Below are 22,959 nucleotides of genomic sequence, written 5' to 3'. Positions count from 1 at the left end.
AATTATTATTTAAAATAGTCCTCAACTCATTCTAACGAAATTGCTGGGATTTTTTTCCCATTTTGAAGATCTGCTAAAAAATCAGCACAAAGTAATAAATTATCGGTTGTTTCGCCTTCTGGCAATGAAACATTAGCTGACTTTAATTTAATAAATTCTTTCACAAGTTCATCAACCGAAGATTTTAATTGAACATTAACACTATATGCTGTTTCTAATTTTGCTTGATATTTTGTTAATAATAATTTAAAGGCTTTAATGGCCACAACTTCTGTGTTTTCTTCAATATTAAAAATTCCTAAAATTTGGGTATTTCAATAAACATTAGGTGTTTTGAAATTAACACCGGTAATCGGTGCTGTGTCAATGAATTCAACATTATTATAACGATGAACTTTCTCACGACCAAATAATGCTAATTTTGCTTTTTCAAAGCTTTCACTATTGTTAAATAGTTTTGCTAATAAAATTTCTTTATTACTATGCGGTAAACTAATAATTAATATTTTTTTATCAACATAATCTTTTAAAAAGGCATGAAACCCTTTTAAACACTGTTGATATTGTTCTTCGCTTTGCTGGTCAGGACTTAATAACATTTGACAGTAAATTCCTTGCCCATAATAATATTTCATTCATTTTTTTGTTTGTTCCACATCAGCTTTTTGTGTATTTGAAAAAAGGATTATTCTTTTTACATGTTCTAATTTTGCATAATTTAAAAGGTTAGCACCAGAGTACGCAACTCTTGCATCAACAACTTCAATAATAACATCTGCTGTTGCTGCTAGTTTATCAACTCTTTTATTATTTTTAATAAATTCACTTGGGATTGCAATTGTCTTGTCACACATAATTGTGTTTCCTCCTTGTTTTATAATTTAGTAGAAATTAAAAAGACTTTAACAGCCTTTTTAATTTATTTAGTTTTAATGATTTCCTTAATCCGTGCAGCTTTACCAACACGATTTCGCATATAGTAAATACGAGCACGACGAACACGCCCATATTTTACAACTTCAATTTTATCAATTAAAGGTGAATGTAGTGGAAAATTTCTTTCAACCCCAGCACCATTACTAATTTTACGAATTGTAACTGATTTAGTAATGACACTACCTTGTAACTTAATTACTACTCCTTCAAAAACTTGGATTCTAAATTTATTTCCTTCCTGAATTTTATAGTGAACCTTGATAGTATCTCCTGAAGAAAACTCAGGTAAATCAGCACGAAGTTGATCCTTTGTAATTTCTTCTGTTAAACGCATATTCATAGCTGTTCTTCCTTTCTATGGTTAATAAACCTATTTTATTTTTCATTTTTAATTTTTGTTAATAAAATTTCTTGTTGTGGTGTTAAAGTCATTTTTAATAATAAATCTGGTCGTTTTAATCAAGTTTTTTTTAATGCCTCATATTCTCGTCACTGTGCAATGTTTTGATGATGACCGCTTAACAAAACCTCAGGCACAAGATGTCCATCATATGCAACTGGATTTGTATAAACGGGATAATCTAAGAGATTGTTTGTAAAAGAATCATTGAGATGTGACTGTGCATTAATAACATCACTGCATAGTCTTGCAACACTATCAATCACAATCATACTTGCTAATTCACCACCAGTTAAAACATAATCTCCAATTGATAATTCATAATCAACATAATGTAAAATTCTTTCATCAAAACCCTCATAATGACCACAAATCAAGATTAAATCCTGCTCTTGTTTTGCCAACTGTTGAGCTTGCTGTTGACGATATTGTTTTCCCTGAGGTGATAATAAAATAGTAATACTATTTTTAGTTTGGTGCGCTTTAATGGCTTTAACTAATGGTTCAATCATTAGGACCATTCCTTCACCACCGCCATATTGATAATCATCAACTTGGTGATGTTTACCAACACTATAATCCCGAAGATTGACAATATTAATTGCAATTAGTTTCTTTGCTAAAGCTTTTTCAATAATTGATGTTGTTAAAAAATTATTAAACATTTCCGGGAACAAAGTCAATACTGTAAACTGTTTCATTTAAATCACCTTTTTTAAAATTACTTTTTGCTGAATCAAATCAATTTGTTCAACATATTCATCAATATATGGAATCATCATCTTTGTTTGATCAGTTTTTTGAATTTCAAAAACAACATGTGCTTTTGTTTCAAATTGATGTGATAATGTTCCAATTACAACATCCTGATAAAAAACTTTAAAATTAGTTAAATCCTCTTGACTAATAACTGTTGCTAATTCCAAATCCGCCTTTTGGCATAACAAATAACATTCTTTAAAAGCTAACACTTCATTAATATTATTAAATTCTTTAAATTTAAGAATATAACTATGATTAGTAAGTGTAATTTTAATTAATGTTACTGGTTGATAAAGCAGCGGCAACTGAAGAAACATTACCTTATTAACTAACTGTTCTACATCCTTAATGTTAATTAATAAAGTTGCCTTAACTTCCCCCTTAATTGCATGCGGTTTATTAATCTTAAAAATTTTTAATAAATCTTTCATTTAAAAAACCTCAAATTTAATATTAACTTTATGTTGATCAAATTGCCCTCTAATATTTAATAATGTTCGTAAACTATTAGCAATTAAACCTGATTTACCAACAACATACCCAAAAACTTCTTCACTACACATTACTAATAAATTAATTTCACATGTTTTTGTTTCTGGCAATTGTCGAATCTCATAATATAATTCGTTATTGTCTTGAGAAATTAACGGTTCAATTAAATTTTTAAGTTCTGTAATATACATATTGTTTATTGTTGTAACTTTAAACAACAGCTATTTTTTTGTGCTTTTTTTGGGTTTTGAAACTTGTCTTTCATTATGTAACTTAGTCATTAAACCTTCTTTACTTAATAAATTACGAACTGTATCGGTTGGTTGCGCTCCTGTTGATAATCATTTATAAGCAATATCTTGATCAATTTTTACATCACCATTTAAAGGATTATATGTTCCAATTAATTCAATATATTCTCCATCACGTTTGACACGAGCATCTGTTGCAACAATCCGATAAAAAGCCGCTTTCTTTTTACCTGTTCTTTTTAAACGTAATTTTACCATCAATTTTTTCCTTTCTAATTCTCTTTTCCTGTTAAACTATGAAACTTAACATCCTATATATCATACCTTAAATAAAAAAAGAGTCAATTTTTTTAACTTAACACTTTTTCAATTAATAAAAATTGAACAAAAATAGTTGGTAATTTAATATTTTTTCGTTTAATTGTTTTCCCTTGTCTTCCAACCTCAGCAACTAAATTATTTAAATAAAAAAACTTTGCTTTATAAAGCAAAGTTTTAATTTTAATAAATATTTAATAATATTAAATTTCTAATTTTATCCTAGTATTCCTTTAATTATATTTTTTCATCAATCATTTATGTCATTTGGCTCATAAAAATCTTTATTTGTAACATCAAATGATGAAACTTTCAACAAATTTCATACTCGATAAATAGCATTCACACTTTGTGTTATAATGCATAAAAGAGCATGAATTTCTTTGCCACTACGATATAAATACATATCAATTCGTGATGTTTGATGAGCGACAATAAATCTATATTCATAATTTATTAGTTCTTGTTTAAGGTAAATGGGTTGCCGACTAGATCAATTATTCTTATCAATTTTTGAAGAACCAATTAATTTTGTTGATACTTTAATATTTTTCGCTGAATAGTTGCTCCTTGACCACCAGCCGCAACAACTGAATTATTTAAATTAATATAATCATAATATTTCAGAAACTCTTCTCATGAAGTTGCATAATCAGTTCATTTAAATAACTTAATAGACTTCTTGCATTACTTGTTAAAAAATTGTAAATATTTGTAAAAAAGATACTAATAGAAAAATATAATTTTAATTAATTATGTTTTTTATTTAAAAATTTAATATTTTTCCACAACGAAAAATTAATTTATTATTTAAATTATTTAATTTTAAATAAATATTTTATGTTAAATATAATAATTGTAAATTATAAATTGAGGCAATTAAATTAAATCTTAAACCAAATCTTTTTCTTCGATTACGATATTTTTCTGTAATAATTTTAAATTTTTTAAGAATAGCAAAAATATTTTCAATAATAATTCTCATTTTTGAAACTAGTCTATTATATTGCTTTTGTTCTTTGTTTAAAGGGTTTTTCTTTGTTTTCTTTGTTTTCTTTGTAGGTATTAGAACATTATTGTGATTTTTTTGTATTCCTTGATAACCACTATCAACTATTAATTTGGTATTTTTTAAAATTGGGATTTTTGATTCTTTAAATAAAGCATAATCATGTTTTTTTCCGAGCGAAAAACTTGTTGCAATAATTTTTTTGGTTTCTTGTTCGATAATTACTTGTGTTTTGATCGTGTGTTTTTTCTTTTTACCAGAATAAGATTGTTTTTGTCTTTTTTTGGGCGTTGGATTGGAGTTTCGGTAGCATCAATAATAATAGTTTTATCATTAAAATAATCATTTATTAGTGCTTTTTTACCAGCAAGTTGTTGAAAATCAGAGTTTTTAATTAAAATATCTTCAATTCACTTAATATTACGATAACAATTAGCCTCACTAATATCAAAACTTTTACCAAGATGAAAATAAGTCTGATATTCTCGTCAATATAATAAAGTCATCAATAATCTATTTTCTAATGATAATTTATTAGTTTTACCACCTTTTTTAAATTTTTCTATTTCAGCAACTTTTAAAATATCTAACATTTTATTAAAAGTGGATTTTTTTATTCCTGTTAATCTTAACCATTCTCTATCATTAAGAGTATTAAATTTATTATTGTTCATATTTTTATGTCCTCATAAATTATATTTTATAATAATATTTTAATAAAAAAGGGTATCGCAAGAAGTCTAATATTAAAATGATCAGTTGTACCCCCTGTACTCATAGCTCCTATTTTTTTGAAATTTATTTTTGGGTTTAATTTTTCTTCTTCTAACTTTAACTTATTTTTCTCATTATTTTCAGCTTCTAAAAAGATACTCGTTCTTAAAATTCAAGCAAAAAAAGCAGAAGTAGTCGCTAAAACAGCAGTAACAGCTGGTATTATTAGCGATGTTCCACTAACAACAGTGACATTTGCGGTTAAAATTGGAAAAACAATATCTCAAAAACTATGCGCTAATGTTCTAATTGATAAAGTAACACGAATACTTTTAATAAGATTATTCTGGTACTCATTATTTATATTTAAATAATACGATATTCCCGCCGTTGTAACACCCAGTGATGCCGCAACAACAGTAGCCGCAATGGTTCACGGTACACTAATCCCAAAAAATCAGGCCGCTGCTCAAAAACCAGCGGCTGCAATTGCGAAAATAGTAGTTGCTGTTTTAAACCCTAAATTTATATCATTTAGTTTATCTCAATATTCTAATGCAGCTTGTTTATCTTTGCTGATACTATATGCAACATTAATATCATTATTAAAATTTAACCCTGAATTTGAACTAAAAGCCATAGTTCCTTCATTTTTTTGGATTTTTTTGTCATACAAATTTTTAAAATCTGGAAATTCAGTTCGAAAATCATTTATCATAATATCAAATAAATTCGTAAATAGTTGTCCTCCCATTTTTTGATATTTTTTTACACTTTTTTTACCAAATTCACTAACTGATTTAAACATCTCTTTTTCACGTGAAGTTTTATTCGAAGAGTTTTTATTTAAATCTTTAAAGTATTTATTAACTTGATCTCAATCAACTTCATCCGTTTCAGATTCAGGACTTTGTAAAACTGATAAATTCTTGTTAATAATTCCTTCTTTGTTTGCTATCAAATTACTATTTGCGGTCAGATTTATGATTCCGCTTCCAACAATTGTTATTGTACCCAATAACACTAACAACTTTTGCATATATAATTTAATATTCCTTCTATTCTATACAACCCAACCACCCTACCAAAACTAATAAACTTTAATAATAAAAAAGAAATACGATAATTTGTTAAAAAATTAAATATATTAGTTCAAAATAAAAATATTTTTTAAAACCCATTTTAGTGATAAAAAATATTTAATAATGTTTGTGGTATGAAAACATCTTTGTTTTGTAATGTTACACTTTCTTCTTTAATTCCGAATACTTTTTCATTAACACGTTTATTCAATGTTTCACCATGATATTTACGATATAATTTGTTATTTAAAAAATATATAAATATTGTAAACCAACAAATAATGCCAAAATGCAAATGAAAGAAAAGATTAAAATTAATCATCCTCATTCTTGATAAACATTTAGGAAAAAATATGGATATCATGTATTTGATGGTCTATGGTCTAAATAACGTAATGTTCCCCGAATTAAAATAATAATAAAATACAAAACTGGGTAAATTAAAATTAATCATAATGTTAATTTATGATGTTTTTTAAGATTATATTGAAAATTCCCTGATGTTAAAATATAACTAATAATTATACTAACTGGGATCACTAAATGTAACACAATTGTTGATATTCATGAATAAGCATCATATTGGTTAGCATCTTGGGTATTGGTAAAAATTCCTAACCAAAAAACTAGCATTGTAATTGTAATATATTTCGTAACTGCTAATTTTATTAAATAACTCGGGCTACGATTTGCAAACTTACTTTCAAATAAGTAAACAAAGAAATACATTGCAACAATATAATTTGTTTGCGTTGTAAAAAAAGCATAATAATTTGATACTCGTTCTGCATAACCTAACGCACTAAATTGTGGTAATGGAGCAATAATTGTGAAAACTAAATCAACAATTAAAAAAGATAATACTAATAACAAAACTCCTAAGCGAACATAAAATAAAATTTTATTATTTCATTTAAACATACAAAAACCTCCGATATTAAATTAATTAATTTTTACTTAATATTTTATAATATTTTTGTTACGATGTTATTTTTTAATTGATATTACTTTTATAGTTCCTTTTTTAATAAAATTCAACTGTATTTCCAAGCTATATTATTTATTAAGATCAATCATAAACCTCTGATGTGACTAATTAAAATTTATCAAAATAATCAGTCATAACAATATCTCTTGGTTTTAAAATACCTCTCATTATTTAATTGTAATTTGCAAATTTTTAATTAATGTTTTAGAACAATCAGGACAAGCTAACGATGGAAAAACATCCCCATTTGAAACAAATTTAATTCCAACAGGATTAAAGAAATTATGACAAACTTCACATTCCTTCAGTCCTTGTTTGACTTGACCCAAACACTTTTCACACATATTAACATTATTTTCTCGTAAAAAATATTCATGACAATGAATACAATTACCAATGTCATTTTTAAACTGCCCTGTTTTTCATTTTGAATATTCATAACGATCATTTGAACCAACATAAACATAAACTTTTAAAATTCATTTATTATCTTTTGAAACTTTCTTGCCATTTAAAGTTACTTTTGTTAGTAAATATTTGTTAGCTTCTATTTGATTTGTAAAAATTTTAGCAACTTTAGCTTGATCTGGATAAAGTGCATTTTCAGTGTAAAACACTATATACAAATTTTTTGTCTCATTCACTATGTTTCCATCCTTTCTTGTTGTCTTGGAAGCGGATAATTTTGCGCTGCACATTTAAAACAAATAAGATATTCTTTATTATTAACTAATAATTTTCCGAATAATTCACGGTTAAAATCATCACGAACAAGACGATGTTTTTTACACAAGTCACATTGAAAGGTTTCAATTCCTGCTAATTCGCTTTCACATTCTGAACAAAGTTGATTACGATCTAATTTACTTTTTACCCGATTACATTGTTGACAAACCGATAATTCTTTAATAAATTCTTCTGTTGCCCGTTTATTCAATTCATAATTATCCGTTGTATTATCAAAGGTAAAGATTAAACAAAATGAAATTTGCTTAACAATATCAGTATTATATTTATTATCTAAATAACAATCTTCCAAAGCTTCCTTTGCATCAGCAGCTGTTTTGCAAATGCAACGCAATGTTTGTGTTGTTCCATTTCCATCAAAAATAAAATAATAATCCCAATTCACTCTATTATTCCTCATTCTACGACATTAATAGCTATTCTTTATTATTATATCACTAATTTACAAAAACAAAACAGAAAAACATAAAAGACCCTTATGGTCTTCTTTTTTCTTCATAGTTAATTCAACTGCACGGTAAAACAATATTATTTAACTATTTTAAATTAATTAGTAAAAATTCGTAAAACCTTTAATGCTAATACTCGTGGGCTTTGATCAAGTTCTTTACGAATTTTGGGATTATCAATAATTAAGGATAAAAATTCATATACTTTACTTTCATTATATGTCGACAGTTTATCAATAAATTTTTTAACATCTAATTTTAATGCAACTAGTAATTTTAAAATTTTATTTCAACTAGTTTTTGAACAATCTTTTTCAATTCGACAAATTGTTGATTGTTGTAAGCCAGATATCTTTGCTAATTCACGCTGGGTCAAACCTTTATAAATCCGTAATTGCTTAATAACTTCGTTCATTTATATATTCCTTTCATATAAAAAATAACTAAGTTAAATAATATATTTCTTTATCTATGCAATGCAAAAATTATAGCAGAAAAAAATTTTATTGTTAAATAAAATTTTTGTATGCATCAGATTAAAATAATAAATTACGTGGAGTACGCGGGAAAGGAATCACATCACGAATATTCAACGCTCCGGTCACATACATTACCAAACGTTCAAATCCAAGTCCAAACCCAGCACTTTTATAATAACCATATTTTCGTAAATCTAAGTACCATTGTAAATCTGTTGTTGGAATTTTTAATTCGTGACAACGAGCAATAATCTTATCATAACTATTTTCCCGAACACTTCCTCCTACTAATTCTCCAATTCCTGGCACCAGTAAATCACAAGCAGCGACTGTTTTATTATCATCATTAACTTTCATATAAAAAGCTTTAATCTCTTTTGGATAGTTAAATAAAAACGTTGGTTTCTTAGTTTCTTGTTCACATAAATATCTTTCATGTTCAGTTTGTAAATCCATTCCCCAAAAAATATCAGCATTATCAAATTTATGACCATTCTTTACTGCTGTTTGTAAAATTGTAATTGCTTCGGTATATGAAAGTCGCACAAATTGATTATCAACAACATTTTGTAATCTTGTTAGTAACTGATCATCACCATTATCATTTAAGAACGCAAGTTCACGATGATTATTATTGAATAAATAATTAATAATATATTTCACCATTGTTTCAATTAAGTCCATATTCTCGGTTAAATCAATAAACGCAACTTCTGGTTCAATCATTCAAAATTCGGCAGCATGTTTTGTTGTGTTAGAATTTTCTGCCCGAAAGGTTGGGCCAAAAGTATAAACTTGACGAAAGGCTTGCGCAAACCCTTCAGCATGAAGTTGGCCAGAAACGGTTAAACTAGCTTTTTTGCCAAAGAAATCTTCGGCATAATGATCATCGGTTCTTGTTGTAACAACAAATGATTCACCAGCTCCTTCAGCATCATTCCCTGTAATAATTGGAGTATGAACATAAATAAAATTATTTTTGTTAAAGAATTCGTGAATTGCAAAAGCACTGCTGCTACGAATTCGAAAAATTGCATTAAAAGTATTAGTTTTTGCTCGTAAATGTGCAATTTCACGTAAATATTCATAAGTGTGTTTTTTTTTTGTAACGGGTAATCTTCACTTGCTTGGTCAAGAATTTCAATGTTACTTGCTTGAATTTCAAATTGTTGCTTTGCAGTTGGCGTTAAACAAAACTTTCCGGTAACTTTTACTGCCGATGAAACACGTACGCCACTAAGTTCTAAAAAATTAGTTAATTGTTCCGCCTTATAAACAATTTGAAAATTGTCAAAAATAGTTCCATCATTAACAACTAGAAACCCTAATTTTCCACTACTACGATTTGAACGCACTCATCCTAAAATCGTAATTTCACTTTGATTTTGAATCTGATCTTGATATAATTGTAAAACTGTCGTCATTATTTATCTCCTTTTTGTTTTTATAATTTAATTGCACTTTGTAATGCTAATTCAACCATCTGGTGAAAATTATTTTGGCGTTCAGTAGCAGAGGTAACTTCACCTGAAATAAACGAATCTGAAATCGTTAATAATGTTGCTGCTTTTTTATTTAATGCTAACGCATTAGCAAACAAAGCAAATGATTCCATTTCAACACAAACCGCATTATATTCAGCTTTAATCTTCTTTCAATCATCTGCATTTTTACGATAAAAAACATCAGAAGAATGGACAATGCCAGGATAGGTCTTAATCTTAGCTGCTTGAGCAACTTCTTCAATTGTTTCAAAAATATCTTGTGAAGCTTGAAGAACTTTATCATTAACTCCAGCAACAATTTCAGCAAAATTATTTTCGCCATAAGCTCCCATTACATTAACAATATCATAAACTTTTAATGCTGCATCATAACTTCCAGCTGAACCAATCCGAATAATATTATCAACATCATAAAATTTAAATAATTCATACGAATAAATCCCAATACTTGGACAACCCATTCCGCTTCCAGCAATTGTAATTGGTTTATTCTGATAAGTCCCCGTATACATATACATATTTCTAATTTCATTTACTAATTTTACATTTTCTAAAAAAGTTTCCGCAATAAATTTAGCTCGTAATGGATCACCGGGCATCAAAACTGTCTTAGCAATATCTTCTTTTTTGGCATTAATATGTGGTGTCATTGTAATCTCCTCTTAATATTCTATGTTTAATTTATATTGTACTATAAAAAACAAAAAGAAACATTAGTTCCTTGCAATTTAACGATACTTTTTTAAAATTTTATTACTTTTAACCTTATTTTCTAAATATTGGCGATCTTTATCCATTGATAATAACACCTGAATTAAATTATCGTTTCAATATATTAATGGTAATAGCACTGAAATAAAAATTTCACTTTTTTCATATAATGATGATGAAACAACAATATGGTTAACATCAGCATATTTTGATAAATCAGAATTATATTTTGAAGTAACGGCAACAACATTTGCACCATTGTTTTTTGCTTCTTTTGCAGCCGCAACAACAGCTTGTGTTTTTCCCTCTAAACTCATACAAATTAGTAAATCATCTGGTTGCATTAAACTTGCCCGCATAATAGTATTATTTTCATCTTCAACTAAATTACTACAAGCAAAACCAAAACTAAATAAACGATTAGCTAACTCTTTTACTGCTAAACCGGTATTACCAACACCAACTAAATAAATTGCTTTTGCTTTTTTTAGTAGTGTCACTGTTTCTAACAATTTATCACTATGAAAAATTTGATTGTTACGTTGTAAAATATCTTGATAATATAAAAAGATATTATCTGTTGCATCTAAATTTAAATTATTAGTTTCTAATCGTTCTTGTTCAGCAACAATTGCAATAATAAAATCACGATAACCTTTAATTTGCACTTTTCGTAACAAACCATAAATTGCACTATAACCAGTATTAACTCGTTGTGCTAAAATTTCAATATTCATTGTTGTTACTTCTTTCATATTTTCTTTAATATATTTAATTATTTCATTTTCCTTTTTGGTAAAATTCTTTGAATCAAATGTCTCTAATTTTGATAAAAACGATGCCATTGTATCTAATCTCCTTTTATTCTATTTTCCATTAATTCTTGTGCCGCCAAGCGGGCAATCATTGCAGCATTATCAGTACAATATTCTAATTTTGGAATAATTACTTTTAAATTTGATGTTGCTAGATCTAATATTGCTGTCCGCAATGCACTATTGGCAGAAACGCCGCCAACTAACGTAACCATCTTTGGTTGAAAATTTTTAATTGCCAACTTTGTTTTTCGCATAATAATATCAACACAAGTTTTCTGAAAGGTGGCACAAAAATTAGGGAGGTTAAGATTTTCCTTACCGTGTTCTTTTGCAATTAAATTAGCTGCCGCTGATTTTAAACCACTAAAAGAAAAATTATAACTTTGGTCATTCAAAGGCAATGGTAAATGATAAGCGGTTGGTGTCCCAGTTCCTGCTATTTTATCAATGATTGGCCCGCCAGGATATCCTAGTTCTAGCATGCGTGCAACTTTATCATAACATTCACCAACTGCATCATCTAATGTTAAACCTAAAATTTCAAAATCTAAATTTTTTTTCATTAATATTAGTTGGGTATGGCCACCGCTAACAAGAACCGCTAACAAGGGAAATAAAAAATTATTATCAATTGCACTAGCGTAAATATGACCATATAAATGATTTAATGGCAGAATTGGAATTGCTAAATAGCTGGCTAAAGTTTCAGCAATTATTTTACCAATATGTAACGCACCAATTAAACCTGGTTTTTCTGTGTAAGCAATGTATTGTAAATCTGTGATTTTTATTTTTGCTGTTTGTAAAGCTTCTAATAAAACATATGGAAAATTTTTTAAATGCAAACGGGACGCAAGCTCCGGAACAACACCACCACATTTTGTGTGTTCATTAATTTGGGACGAAATAACATTTGCTAAAATTTTTCTATTTTTATAAATCGCAACACTAGTTTCATCACAACTTGTTTCAATTGCAAAAATTACCATTACATACACCTCTAAAATATAATAATTTTTAATAAAATGATAAGAAACCGATTACTATCAAAAATAATAATAAATACTACAAAATTGTAGTATTTATTATTATTTTGTATATTCAATAAAAATCCAATCTAAATAACCTTGTTGTCTTTCATTACTTTTTCGATTCCTGCAATTGCAGATTCTTCGTCAGCACCTGATGCAACAATTTCCACTTTTGCACCTTGGTGAATTCCTAACGCAATAATAGTCATAATTGATTTCAGATTACCAGTTTTTCCTCCTGAGAAAATAGTAATATCTGACTGGTACTTTCCTGCTTCTCCTACAATTAATGCAGCTGGGCGAGCATGCATCCCAACAGGATCAGCGATAACAGCTTTAAATGATGCCATTAAATTTCCTCCTTTAAAATATACTCACTTATTATATCAAAAAAAATAAAAATAACTATATTATCATTCAACAATTTTACCTTTTTAACCAATAATTTCAACGGGAATTTCTTGTTGTTCATCAGAAATTGTTCTTGAATTTAGAAATATCATTATCTGTTCAATAATTCAATTAAAATTAATTTTAATTGCTTGATTTGATATCAAATAATTAGTCACTAAATTGGGTTCAAAAATAACATTAATAATTTTGCAATCTAATTTTTTAATACTTTTAACAAGAAAATAACTTTCTTCATCAACACAAATTACTGTTTCAATATGTTTGTCAATTATCGTATTTGTCAATAATGTTACATCAGTTTCATAATCATCACCAGTTAAAACAAGATAATTTGTCAATAAGTTTAAATCATTACTAGCCTTAAAATATCCTCGATATAATGTTTTTCACTCTGTTCCTAATGATAAATACAAGATTGCTTTTGTTTGCGAAGCAATTTTTGTTACTAATTGGTACATTATTTTTTCAAAGTTAAAATATAATGCTTGGAACTTGTTATTTTGTTGTCCAAACAGAAGAACATTGATATTATTTTCATATTTTTTTAATAGTTTTGAAACTTCTTCATAATAACTAGTAAAAATAATTATTTTCATATTTCATTGTTGTTGTAAGGCTTGTAGCTTTAAGTCAAAGAGGTTTTCATCTTCATTAATTAACACGATATTAATCATAATATTTTCATTGGCTAATTTATTTGCTAAAAATTGAATAATTTGGCAAGTCCATTTTGATGTTTTATCAAAAATTAATAATGTAACATTTGTTTGCACCTGATTCTTTTTAAATAAAAAATCATTTTGTTGTAAAATTGCGTTAATCCGCTCTCGCATATCATCACTAATTGAACCGCCACTAAAATAGCGCGAAATTGTGCCAACACCACAACCAGCAATTTTTGCTAATTCTTTATAATTTTTAATTTTCATCTAGTTCAACCTCCCTTATTCTACTTTCTTAATTGCCTGACTATCTGCTGAAATGATTTTAACTTTGTACGGGTCTGGAAAAACAATTTGTACATTTTGAGCAATAATTTTTACAACCACCCCAATGCCAAACAAATCATGACTAACAGTATCATTTACTTTTCATAAGTTAGGTTTAAAAGATGGTTCAACATTTTTGTTCAAATGAAAAACTGTTGTTTCACCACTTGACTTCATCCCATCATGGTTTGAAAAAGGTTTTGGTTTACTAAATATTAATTCACTATTAACCTTTTGATGAAAATCACTATCTAATTCTTTAATAAAGCGCGAAGGAAAACGTTCGTTTCCGGTAATATATGAATAACCTTCTGGATGACTTAAAAATAACATTTCTTGTGCTCTTGTAATCGCAACATATAATGTTCGTCGTTCCTCTTCAATTTGATCATGGCCTATTTTAATTGCCTGACTTGATGGAAAAATTCCTTCATTTAAACCAACAATAAAAACAATCTTTTTTTCTAATCCTTTCGCATTATGAATTGTCATTAAAGAAACAGTATTATCAGTTAAATTATCACTATCACTATCGGTTTGTAATGAAACTAATTGTAAGTATTCACTTAATAATTCAACTCCAGTTAGATTATCATTTTGCTGGTCAAATTTTTTTATTGAGTTAATTAATTCTAAAATATTTTCTTCACGTTCTTCTTCAAAATTATCACGCAAACGTTGTTGATATCCTGTTTTATTTAACAATAATATTACCAGATTTTCAATTGTTGCTGTTTTTGGTAATTCTGTTAAAGCAGCTAACATTGCTGTGCGTAAAGCAGCTAGATTATGTTGTAAACTTGTTGGTAATAAATCAAAATGATGTTCTAACAATGCCGTAAAAGTTAATTCTCGTTCTTTTAAAACTGTGATAATTTGTTCAAATGCTTTTGAACCAATTTTTGGCGTTAATAATAATACTCGTTCCACTGCTAACTGGTCATTATTCATAATTATTTTTAAAAAGGCAAGCGCATCTTTAATTTCCTTTCGTTCATAAAATTTGAACGCTCCAAAAATACGATAAGAAATTCCATAGTCTGCTAAAGCAACTTCTAAATCACGCGATAAGTAATTTGCCCGATATAAAATTAAAACATCTTTATAATCATAACTTTCTTGTTTAATCAATTCCTTAACTTTTCGTGCCACAAAGTCACTTTCATCAGCACTATTTACAGCATGATATAAAATTGGTAACTGTCCTAATGTTTGGTTTGTAAATAAATCCTTTTCAATTCGGTCTTTATTATTTGCAATTAAATTATTAGCTAATGACAAAATACTTTGACTTGATCGATAATTTTCATTCAGAATAATTGTTTCTGTTCCCGGAAAATATTGCTCAAGATTTAAAATTAACCTAACTTTTGCTCCCCGTCATGAATAAATTGTTTGATCAGGATCCCCAACAACCATAATATTATGTGCGTCACCAACTAATCATTTAATAATATCAAATTGAATTTCATTTGTATCTTGAAATTCATCAACTAAAAAATAATCAAAACGATTTTGTCATTTTTCTAAAACTTCTGGATGGTGTTTAAATAACTTATATGTTAGCAAGATTAAATCGTTAAAATCAAGACTATTTAATTCTTTTAACCGTGTCTCATAATGTCCATACACTTCCGCTCAACGTTTTTCATCCCCAATTGCATTATCCTTTGCACTGGCCGGACTAATAAAATCATTCTTTTGATTACTAATATAATTCTTTACCATCCGGCTTTCTTGGGCATCATACTTAGCATTAAATGTTTTATAAATATTACGTAAAATACTATCTTGATCAGCCATATCAATAATATTAAAATTACGCTCATAATTTAGCGCAACAACATCTTCGCGTAAGATGCGTACACACAAAGCATGATAAGTTGAAATCATACAACGTTTGCCATTAACACCAATTAAGTCAACAATCCGTTCTTTCATTTCATTCGCTGCTTTATTCGTAAAAGTCACCGCACAAATTCGTCATGGTTGTAAATCAGCGTATTTAATTAAATAAGCAATCTTATTAATAATTACTCGTGTTTTTCCACTACCAGCGCCAGCAATAATTCGAACAGGACCATTAATTGCTAAGACAGCCTCTCGTTGATTTGGATTTAAATGTTCAATAAATTCATTTCCCATGTGATTCTGCCTTTCTTTTCAAACAATTACATTTTACCTTATAATTCATCAATTTCTTTTAAAATTTCATCAGAAATATTCCCCGGTTGATCTTTTTGTAAATGAATATGTTGATGCTCTCTTGTTATTGGTTTTTTTGACGCCTTTTTTTGTTTTTTAACAATTGGTTTTGTTCTAGCATTAAATAAATTAAAATGACGATCAAATAAAATTTGATGATTTGGATTTAAAACAACCGCAAAAATTAACCCTAAATATCATAAAAAATAAGTTGTTGTTACAATTCGAATCACAATAATTGCCACGGGATTTTTGTTAGTTGTTCGAAATAAATCACCTAAATTAACATGAAAAATTAAATTTAAACTTAAATTTGTTAATAATACAATAAACCACGGCAAAAATATAATAAATAATTCTCGCGTAAAAATAACTCCTAATTTTAATTTTTGTTCTGTGTTAACTAATTTAATTTGAAATAAAAACTTACCAATCGTTTTACCATCTCAAAAATATGGTAAAAGGACAAAATAACAAAAGAACAACAAAAATGTTATGCCAATCACAACAATTGGTACTCAAACAGTACGCTGAGAATCTCAGTAATTCATTGTCAAAGTTAAAATTAATGGAATTAAACTAGCTAAAATAATATCAAGAAAACGCACGAAAATAATGCGTGCTGGTCGCGCTAATTGGTGCAAGTTATAATCTTCGCCTTCCGTTGTTGTTGCTATTGTCGTATCCTCCGTATCGTTGTTTTGCATCGAATGCTTAGTTTTATCATTTAATTCTGTCATAAAATCTTATTTAGCATTTTCTAGTTTTCAATTTTTAATAAATCCTTTAATATCACTAACAATTACTTTAAACTTTGGTTCTTGAATATCTTTAATGTATTTATTTTTAAGAAAACTTTTATATCGTCGTTCTAATTTATTTTCGGTGCTATGAATCGCTTTAATAGATAAGGCTTTATTGTTTTGCAACCGTACCAGACGTAAAAATGTCACAAGACAAAAACGAATAAAGGCATATTCTAATTCTTCTTGATACTCACGATATAAATTTAAATCACGATATAAATTAAAAATATAAATTCATTGTTTTAGTAAATCAAAAACGCTATAATTGACACGCCCTAATTCATAATCAGCTAAAATATCTTCAATTGCTAAAAAACCGTTGGCATATGCTAAGATATTATAAATGAAGAAGGCATCAGTCCGGCGATAATTAAGTAACATAATATTTTTTTGCAATACTAATTTACGACGAAAAATTTTAGTAAAAACCAAAGAATGGGTGTAAGCTAACACTTCCTTATCTGTTTTTGGAGATAATAAAACATTAGCTTTATTACGAATCTCACTATTTCCTTTTGAATGCGGATAATGTAACCGAAATTCAACAATATCAATTTTTTTATGCTCAACTTGGTGTTTTGTAACATTTTCTTTTAGCACAGCAACAGCTGTTTTATGAATAACTTCACCTTCATCAACAATCATAAAATAATCCCCACGTGCAACACAAATAGCACTATTAAGACCATAAGAAAAACCTTGACTTCGTAAATTGGTAACGACTTGCATTTTTTTACCAACATTATAAAAATGCTCACTCATAACCTCTAATGTTGGTGATTTAGGTTGAAAACCAGTATCATCAACTAAAACAATTTCATAATCACCATTGGTTTGCTCTTTAATTGACATTAATGTTTTCATTAGTTTGACGGGGTTATTCTGTGTTACAATAAGAAATGATAAAAACATACTAGTATCCCCCCCTATTTATACTTGTAATAATTATAACATTTTAATTTATTTTTTAGTATAATTATTATATTACACTAGAAAAGAAAATCATTGAACTTAAATGCTTTGAAAATAGAGGTTTTAAAATGCCAAATGAAACATTACAAAAAATTTTACAACAAAGAGAAATTAAAACAACCGATGATATTATCTTTCGTACCATCTTTGATGTTTTAAGTGCCCTTTTTACCGATGAAAATCATCTTTCAACATTGAAAAGTGGTTATACTATTAATGATCACCAACAAGTGTGACTAGTAAATATCCCACCACCCATCGCCTTGCTGGGGAAATTGAAAAGGGTTATGCCAATTACATTGCTCCTGATGGAACATATCTTTATCAATTTGATAGCACCAAACCGCTTAGTAAACGAAAAAAACTTGGTGAACAACAAAGCCAACAGCAAACTGAATTTGTCACTTTTGCAAAATTAAATGAAAAAGAAAAAGGCATTGGTTATCACTTTGTTGGTGTTTTTCGGTTTAATGGTTATACCGATGAAGATTGTCAAACAATGATTTATAAAAAAATTGCTAATTCTTATCACTTACCACCTATAAAATAATTTCCAACATAAAAAACAAAAACCATACTTAATTCTAAGTATGGTTTTAAAAATTATAATTATTATTACGATTTTGTTTTGCTTCTAATCGTTGTTGTTTTGCTTCTTCGCGCGCCATTCGTTTTACACGGCCATAATCAAACGGGTCATATTTTCCTGTTCCCGCTTTAATATGCTTACCAAAAATATTAATCTTTCAAGTTCAATTTCTTTCTTTGAATCTCATCATTATCTCCTCCTATAATAAATTATCAAGCCCTTTTTATTTATGATACACGATATTAGAATATTTTTCAATTTCAAATTTAAAAATTATAAAAACCGTTATGTTAAAACCTCATAACCGGTTTCAGTAATTAATATCGTATGCTCAAAGTGGGCACTCGCTAATCCTAATGCCGAAACAGGTGTTCACCCATCATCTAACATTTTAATCGCTTTAGTTCCAATTTGGACCATTGGTTCAATACAAATTGTTATCCCTGCTTGCAACCGCAGCCCCGTTCCCGCACTTCCAACATTCGGAATCATTGGGTCTTCATGTAAACTGTGCCCAATTCCGTGACCAGTAAATTCAGTTGGTAAGTAAAAGCCTTCCCCTTCAACATATGTTTGGATTACAGCACCAATATCACCAATCCGAACGCCTGGTTTTAAAATTGCCATTGCTTTTGTTAACGCTGTTTCTGTAACAGTTAGTAACTTAACATGCTCTGGATTTTGATCAGAATCAACAATAATAGTAAAAGCACCATCACTATTATAGCCCTTATAAGCACATCCTGCATCAATTGAAACAAGATCACCCACTTGGAATGGAACATCATTAGGAATCCCATGCACTAAGACAGTATTTAAAGAAACACAAATTGATGCAGGAAAACCATATAATCCTTTAAAATTGGGTTGACAATCATTTGCGGCAATAATTTCTTCTGCGCGATGATTAAGCATTATTCCTGTTACGCCCGGTTTAATCATTGCTCGTAATTCTTGATGAATTTGTTTTAAAACAACACCAGCTTTCCGCATATATTCAATTTCTTGCTCAGTTTTAATTGTAATCATGTTTTGACTCCATTTCTTTTTTTATTGTATCATAAAAAGAAAAAAACTAACTATCCTGTTAGTTTTCCTTTATACTAATTCAATAATCACCATTGGAGCATTGTCCCCTTTACGATTATCTAATTTTAAAATGCGAGTATAACCCCCATTACGATTTTGATATTTTTTTGCAACACCATTAAATAATTTTTGTAATGCTGTTTCTTTTTCATTCGCATCAATATCGCGTAAAAAACTAGCAGCACGACGACGAGCATGTAAATCTTGTCGTTTCCCTAAGGTAATTAATTTATCAACATGACGACGTAGTTCTTTTGCTCGGGTTTCAGTAATTTCTAAACGTTCATTAATAATTAATTCTGTTGCTAAATTACGCATTAAGCCATTTCGTCAAGCTGTATTTTTTCCTCTTTTTTGTTGATATGACATGATAACATTCCTCCTTTCCTAATCGCGACGAAAGTGTAAACCTAATTGGTCCACTTTGTCCTTGATTTCTGTTAGTGATTTTTTTCCTAAGTTTCGAATATCTTGAATTTCATCTTCTGTTTTTGAAACTAAGTCCCGTAACGTATCAATTTTTGCTCGTTTTAAACAGTTTTGTGAACGTTGGGTAAATTCTAATTCATCAATACTACGATCTAATTCATCTTCTTCTGTTTCAGTTTCTGATGAAATAATTTGGGTTAATTTAATTGCTTCGTTTAAATTAACGAAGAACTCTAAGTGTTCAGTAATAACTTTTGCCGCCATTGCAACAGCATTAACTGGTGTAATTGAACTATCAGTTTGAATTTCTAACTCCAATTTTTCTAAGTCCGCATTTTTCCCAACTTTTGTTGGTTCAACATTATATGCTACTCGTTGAATTCGACAATAATTTGAATCAATCACGATTAAATCAGCATATTTTTTTTCTTTCTTGTTATCTGTAAATGATTTATAACCACGCGAATTACGAGCGTGTAATTCTAGTTCTAATTCCCCACCTTTAGCAATTGTTGCTAATAATAAGGTTCCATTAATAATTTCAACTCCCGTTGGCACCACTAAATCTTTCGCGTAAACTTCTCCTTCTTTTGAAGAAACTACCTTCAAGATAACTGATTCACCATCAGGAATAATATCTTGGTTAATTTTCAATACTAAATTTTTAATATTTAAAATTATTTTTGTAACATGTTCAACAACCCCGGGAATAGCAGTAAATTCGTGTGAAGCCCCTTTAATACGAACTGCAAAAACAGCAGCCCCTGGTGTTGCTGATAACAATGTTCGGCGTAAAGCATTCCCCAATGTTACCCCAAACCCTCGTTCTAAAGGTTCCACTAAAAACTTTCCATAATTATTTGCTTTATCTTCTGCTTGTAATTTAAATTCTGGTCTAATAAATTGTTTCATCGCCTGATCCTTCTCCTATCCTCTTGGTCTTTTTGGTGGTCGTGCCCCATTATGAGGAATTGGCGTTACATCTTTAATTGAAGTAATTTCTAATCCAATTGCTTTAATACTACGGACTGCAGCATCTCGCCCCGGACCTGGTCCTTTTACTTCAACTTGAACACTATTCATTCCGTGTTCTTGACTTGCTTTCCCAGCAGCTTCAGCAACCATTTGTGCTGCATATGGGGTTGATTTTTTACTTCCTTTAAAACCCATTGCCCCTGCTGATGATCATGAAATTACATTACCCGCTTCATCGGAAATGGTAACGATTGTATTATTGAAAGTTGAATGAATATGTGCAATTCCCTTTAGGACATTTTTCTTAACTTTTTTCTTATTCGTTGTCTTCTTAACAGCCATAATTCTTCTCCTTATCTATTATTTTTTCTTATTAGCAACCGTTTTACGCGGTCCTTTAACCGTACGAGCGTTTTGCTTTGAAGATTGTCCGCGCGCTGGTAAACTTTTACGGTGACGCATCCCACGATAACTCCCAATTTCCATTAATCGTTTAATGTTTAAAGCAACTTCACGCCGTAAGTCACCTTCGGTTTTTAGTTTTGCAATTTCATTCCTAATTGTTGTTAATTCATCTTCTGATAAATCTTTTACTCGAATATCTTCTGATATTTTTGCTTCTTTTAAAATTTTTTGTGATTGTGGTTTTCCAATTCCATAAATGTAAGTTAATGCAATTACAACGCGCTTATCATTTGGAATATCCACTCCGCCAATACGTGCCATCTATCTTCTTCCCGTCCTTTCTTAACCTTGTCGTTGTTTATGTTTTGGTTGTGAACAAATTATCATCACACGCCCTTTTCTTCTAATTACACGACATTTGTCGCAGATTTTTTTAACTGATGATCTTACTTTCATCGTGTATTCTCCTTTACCAAATTTTATTTTTGTTATTCTTTTTTATTTATGTCTAAAAATAATTCGCCCACGTTCTAAGTCATAAGGTGACATTTCGACAACTACTGCATCCCCAGGTAAAATGCGAATGTAATTCATCCGGATTTTACCCGAAACGTGAGCTAAAATAACTGCCCCATTTTCTAGTTTCACCTTAAACATTGTATTTGGTAATACTTCTAAAATTGTTCCTTGTACCTCTAATAAATCAGTTTTGGCCATTTTATCTATTACCTCCAATCCCCGTTATTTTAGAACTGCCATAATTTGGTCCCATACAGCATATCCTTCCATATCAGCATCAATAACGGTTAGTACTTGCTGATTTAAATAATACTGCACTAAGGGTACTGTATCATTTTGATAAGTTGCTAACCTAATTTTAATTTTTTCTTCACTATCATCTTTTCGTTGCACCAATGGTGTTTGATCATCATCACAAACTCATTCGACTTTTGGTGGAAACGCTGTGCGATGATACGTACGTCCACAAGTTGGACAAGTTAACCGTCCAACAATCCGATCAAATAATTTTCTTTCATCAATTTCAAAATATAAAGTATGATCAATTTTACTATTCAACTTTTGTAGTAACTGGTCTAATTTTGCTGCTTGCGTAATTGTCCGCGGAAAACCATCTCAAATTAAATCACCACTGATTGTTTGTAAATGTTGTTCAACCATTTCAATCATAAGATCATCAGGAACTAACTTTCCTTGTTCAGAATATTGTTGACACAACAATCCTGACGGTGTTTTCTGGTTAATATTATCACGAATAATATTTCCGGTTGAAAGATGCGTAAAGCCAAATTGTTTGACTAAATGCTCAGATTGGGTTCCTTTCCCACTACCTGGCGCTCCTAACAAAATAATGTTTCGCATTGTTTGTCCTCTGG

The 22,959-nt window shown here is 29.0% G+C and carries 29 protein-coding genes and 2 pseudogenes; 1 reads left to right on the top strand and 30 read right to left on the bottom strand.

From position 1 onward, the window contains the following. Window positions 1–5 precede the first annotated feature (5 nt). The 21 genes and pseudogenes from MSROBK_RS02670 to MSROBK_RS02570 all read right to left on the bottom strand — a co-directional run bounded on the left by MSROBK_RS02670 (window position 6) and on the right by MSROBK_RS02570 (window position 18,018). Window positions 6–854, bottom strand: a complete 849-nt coding sequence (locus MSROBK_RS02670; RefSeq protein ID WP_040092975.1) for a putative GTPase — start codon at window positions 852–854, stop codon at window positions 6–8. Window positions 855–919: 65 nt separating this feature from the next. Beyond that, window positions 920–1,276, bottom strand: a complete 357-nt coding sequence (gene rplS / locus MSROBK_RS02665; RefSeq protein ID WP_040092973.1) for a 50S ribosomal protein L19 — start codon at window positions 1,274–1,276, stop codon at window positions 920–922. 35 nt (window positions 1,277–1,311) lie between these two features. Then, window positions 1,312–2,037 carry a tRNA (guanosine(37)-N1)-methyltransferase TrmD gene (gene trmD, locus MSROBK_RS02660; RefSeq protein ID WP_040092972.1) on the bottom strand — a complete coding sequence of 242 codons (726 nt, stop codon included), beginning with the start codon at window positions 2,035–2,037 and terminating at the stop codon, window positions 1,312–1,314. Continuing rightward, the gene (gene rimM / locus MSROBK_RS02655) at window positions 2,038–2,529 is read right to left on the bottom strand and encodes a ribosome maturation factor RimM (RefSeq protein WP_040092970.1); all 492 of its coding nucleotides are present in this window, start codon (window positions 2,527–2,529) and stop codon (window positions 2,038–2,040) included. Continuing rightward, window positions 2,530–2,781: a KH domain-containing protein gene (locus MSROBK_RS02650; RefSeq protein WP_040093402.1), complete on the bottom strand. Its 252-nt coding sequence runs from the start codon at window positions 2,779–2,781 to the stop codon at window positions 2,530–2,532. It abuts the gene before it with no gap. 30 nt (window positions 2,782–2,811) lie between these two features. Then, window positions 2,812–3,102 (bottom strand): 30S ribosomal protein S16, encoded by a 291-nt coding sequence (gene rpsP / locus MSROBK_RS02645; RefSeq protein ID WP_174842681.1) that lies wholly within the window; start codon window positions 3,100–3,102, stop codon window positions 2,812–2,814. Window positions 3,103–3,997: 895 nt separating this feature from the next. Further along, a pseudogene (locus MSROBK_RS02640) lies at window positions 3,998–4,842 on the bottom strand (IS5 family transposase). A gap of 26 nt (window positions 4,843–4,868) precedes the next feature. Beyond that, on the bottom strand, window positions 4,869–5,921 hold the full coding sequence (locus MSROBK_RS02635; RefSeq protein ID WP_040092968.1) for a hypothetical protein: 1,053 nt from the start codon (window positions 5,919–5,921) through the stop codon (window positions 4,869–4,871). 289 nt (window positions 5,922–6,210) lie between these two features. After that, window positions 6,211–6,885, bottom strand: coding sequence for a hypothetical protein (locus MSROBK_RS02630; protein WP_227991386.1), 675 nt, complete (start codon window positions 6,883–6,885; stop codon window positions 6,211–6,213). A 234-nt stretch (window positions 6,886–7,119) separates the two neighbouring features. Then, a complete protein-coding gene (locus MSROBK_RS02625; protein WP_040092967.1) occupies window positions 7,120–7,596 on the bottom strand; it encodes a hypothetical protein in 477 nt (158 codons plus the stop codon). Next, window positions 7,596–8,084: a hypothetical protein gene (locus MSROBK_RS02620; RefSeq protein WP_040092965.1), complete on the bottom strand. Its 489-nt coding sequence runs from the start codon at window positions 8,082–8,084 to the stop codon at window positions 7,596–7,598. The genes MSROBK_RS02625 and MSROBK_RS02620 overlap by 1 nt, the downstream gene beginning before the upstream one ends. A 161-nt stretch (window positions 8,085–8,245) precedes the next feature. Continuing rightward, a complete protein-coding gene (locus MSROBK_RS02615) occupies window positions 8,246–8,563 on the bottom strand; it encodes a helix-turn-helix domain-containing protein (RefSeq protein ID WP_040092963.1) in 318 nt (105 codons plus the stop codon). A gap of 121 nt (window positions 8,564–8,684) precedes the next feature. Further along, window positions 8,685–10,051: pseudogene (gene asnS / locus MSROBK_RS02610) on the bottom strand (asparagine--tRNA ligase). Window positions 10,052–10,071: 20 nt separating this feature from the next. Beyond that, window positions 10,072–10,782 (bottom strand): purine-nucleoside phosphorylase, encoded by a 711-nt coding sequence (gene deoD / locus MSROBK_RS02605; protein ID WP_040092962.1) that lies wholly within the window; start codon window positions 10,780–10,782, stop codon window positions 10,072–10,074. A 78-nt stretch (window positions 10,783–10,860) separates the two neighbouring features. Then, window positions 10,861–11,688: a MurR/RpiR family transcriptional regulator gene (locus tag MSROBK_RS02600; protein ID WP_040092961.1), complete on the bottom strand. Its 828-nt coding sequence runs from the start codon at window positions 11,686–11,688 to the stop codon at window positions 10,861–10,863. 5 nt (window positions 11,689–11,693) lie between these two features. Continuing rightward, entirely contained in the window at window positions 11,694–12,650 is a 957-nt protein-coding gene (gene tsaD, locus MSROBK_RS02595) for a tRNA (adenosine(37)-N6)-threonylcarbamoyltransferase complex transferase subunit TsaD (RefSeq protein WP_040092960.1), read from the bottom strand. Between the two features lie 128 nt (window positions 12,651–12,778). Then, complete coding sequence (locus MSROBK_RS02590) at window positions 12,779–13,042, bottom strand: HPr family phosphocarrier protein (protein ID WP_040092958.1); 264 nt, start codon at window positions 13,040–13,042, stop codon at window positions 12,779–12,781. Window positions 13,043–13,126: 84 nt separating this feature from the next. After that, window positions 13,127–14,035 carry a type 1 periplasmic-binding domain-containing protein gene (locus MSROBK_RS02585; protein WP_040092957.1) on the bottom strand — a complete coding sequence of 303 codons (909 nt, stop codon included), beginning with the start codon at window positions 14,033–14,035 and terminating at the stop codon, window positions 13,127–13,129. Between the two features lie 15 nt (window positions 14,036–14,050). Further along, window positions 14,051–16,240 (bottom strand): ATP-dependent helicase, encoded by a 2,190-nt coding sequence (locus MSROBK_RS02580; RefSeq protein ID WP_040092956.1) that lies wholly within the window; start codon window positions 16,238–16,240, stop codon window positions 14,051–14,053. A 38-nt stretch (window positions 16,241–16,278) separates the two neighbouring features. Continuing rightward, on the bottom strand, window positions 16,279–17,040 hold the full coding sequence (locus MSROBK_RS02575; RefSeq protein WP_227991385.1) for an RDD family protein: 762 nt from the start codon (window positions 17,038–17,040) through the stop codon (window positions 16,279–16,281). A gap of 6 nt (window positions 17,041–17,046) precedes the next feature. After that, a complete protein-coding gene (locus MSROBK_RS02570) occupies window positions 17,047–18,018 on the bottom strand; it encodes a glycosyltransferase family 2 protein (RefSeq protein WP_040092955.1) in 972 nt (323 codons plus the stop codon). A 292-nt stretch (window positions 18,019–18,310) separates the two neighbouring features. Here MSROBK_RS02570 and MSROBK_RS02565 point away from each other — a divergent pair, with 292 nt between their 5' ends. Then, window positions 18,311–18,628, top strand: a complete 318-nt coding sequence (locus MSROBK_RS02565; protein ID WP_258267046.1) for a hypothetical protein — start codon at window positions 18,311–18,313, stop codon at window positions 18,626–18,628. Window positions 18,629–18,674: 46 nt separating this feature from the next. Here the strand turns inward: MSROBK_RS02565 and MSROBK_RS02560 are convergent, their stop codons facing one another. The 9 genes from MSROBK_RS02560 to MSROBK_RS02520 form a co-directional block, all read right to left on the bottom strand. Then, window positions 18,675–18,854 (bottom strand): hypothetical protein, encoded by a 180-nt coding sequence (locus tag MSROBK_RS02560; RefSeq protein WP_040092954.1) that lies wholly within the window; start codon window positions 18,852–18,854, stop codon window positions 18,675–18,677. Window positions 18,855–18,952: 98 nt separating this feature from the next. Next, window positions 18,953–19,696 carry a type I methionyl aminopeptidase gene (map, locus tag MSROBK_RS02555; RefSeq protein WP_040092953.1) on the bottom strand — a complete coding sequence of 248 codons (744 nt, stop codon included), beginning with the start codon at window positions 19,694–19,696 and terminating at the stop codon, window positions 18,953–18,955. 69 nt (window positions 19,697–19,765) lie between these two features. Further along, window positions 19,766–20,125 (bottom strand): 50S ribosomal protein L17, encoded by a 360-nt coding sequence (gene rplQ, locus MSROBK_RS02550; protein WP_040092952.1) that lies wholly within the window; start codon window positions 20,123–20,125, stop codon window positions 19,766–19,768. Between the two features lie 18 nt (window positions 20,126–20,143). Then, on the bottom strand, window positions 20,144–21,097 hold the full coding sequence (locus MSROBK_RS02545) for a DNA-directed RNA polymerase subunit alpha (protein WP_040092951.1): 954 nt from the start codon (window positions 21,095–21,097) through the stop codon (window positions 20,144–20,146). Window positions 21,098–21,112: 15 nt separating this feature from the next. Continuing rightward, a complete protein-coding gene (gene rpsK, locus MSROBK_RS02540; protein ID WP_040092950.1) occupies window positions 21,113–21,502 on the bottom strand; it encodes a 30S ribosomal protein S11 in 390 nt (129 codons plus the stop codon). 18 nt (window positions 21,503–21,520) lie between these two features. After that, window positions 21,521–21,886, bottom strand: a complete 366-nt coding sequence (gene rpsM, locus MSROBK_RS02535; RefSeq protein WP_040092949.1) for a 30S ribosomal protein S13 — start codon at window positions 21,884–21,886, stop codon at window positions 21,521–21,523. Window positions 21,887–21,907: 21 nt separating this feature from the next. Continuing rightward, window positions 21,908–22,021, bottom strand: a complete 114-nt coding sequence (rpmJ, locus tag MSROBK_RS02530) for a 50S ribosomal protein L36 (RefSeq protein ID WP_004028447.1) — start codon at window positions 22,019–22,021, stop codon at window positions 21,908–21,910. A gap of 42 nt (window positions 22,022–22,063) precedes the next feature. Then, window positions 22,064–22,282: a translation initiation factor IF-1 gene (infA, locus tag MSROBK_RS02525; RefSeq protein WP_040092948.1), complete on the bottom strand. Its 219-nt coding sequence runs from the start codon at window positions 22,280–22,282 to the stop codon at window positions 22,064–22,066. Window positions 22,283–22,306: 24 nt separating this feature from the next. Then, the gene (locus MSROBK_RS02520) at window positions 22,307–22,945 is read right to left on the bottom strand and encodes an adenylate kinase family protein (protein ID WP_040092947.1); all 639 of its coding nucleotides are present in this window, start codon (window positions 22,943–22,945) and stop codon (window positions 22,307–22,309) included. Window positions 22,946–22,959 lie beyond the last annotated feature (14 nt).

This window comes from Spiroplasma poulsonii (assembly GCF_009866525.1).
Lineage (GTDB): Bacteria > Bacillota_I > Bacilli_A > Mycoplasmatales > Mycoplasmataceae > Spiroplasma > Spiroplasma poulsonii.
Note: the sequence above shows the minus strand (reverse complement) of the source record. Positions and strands in the feature narration are given on the sequence as shown.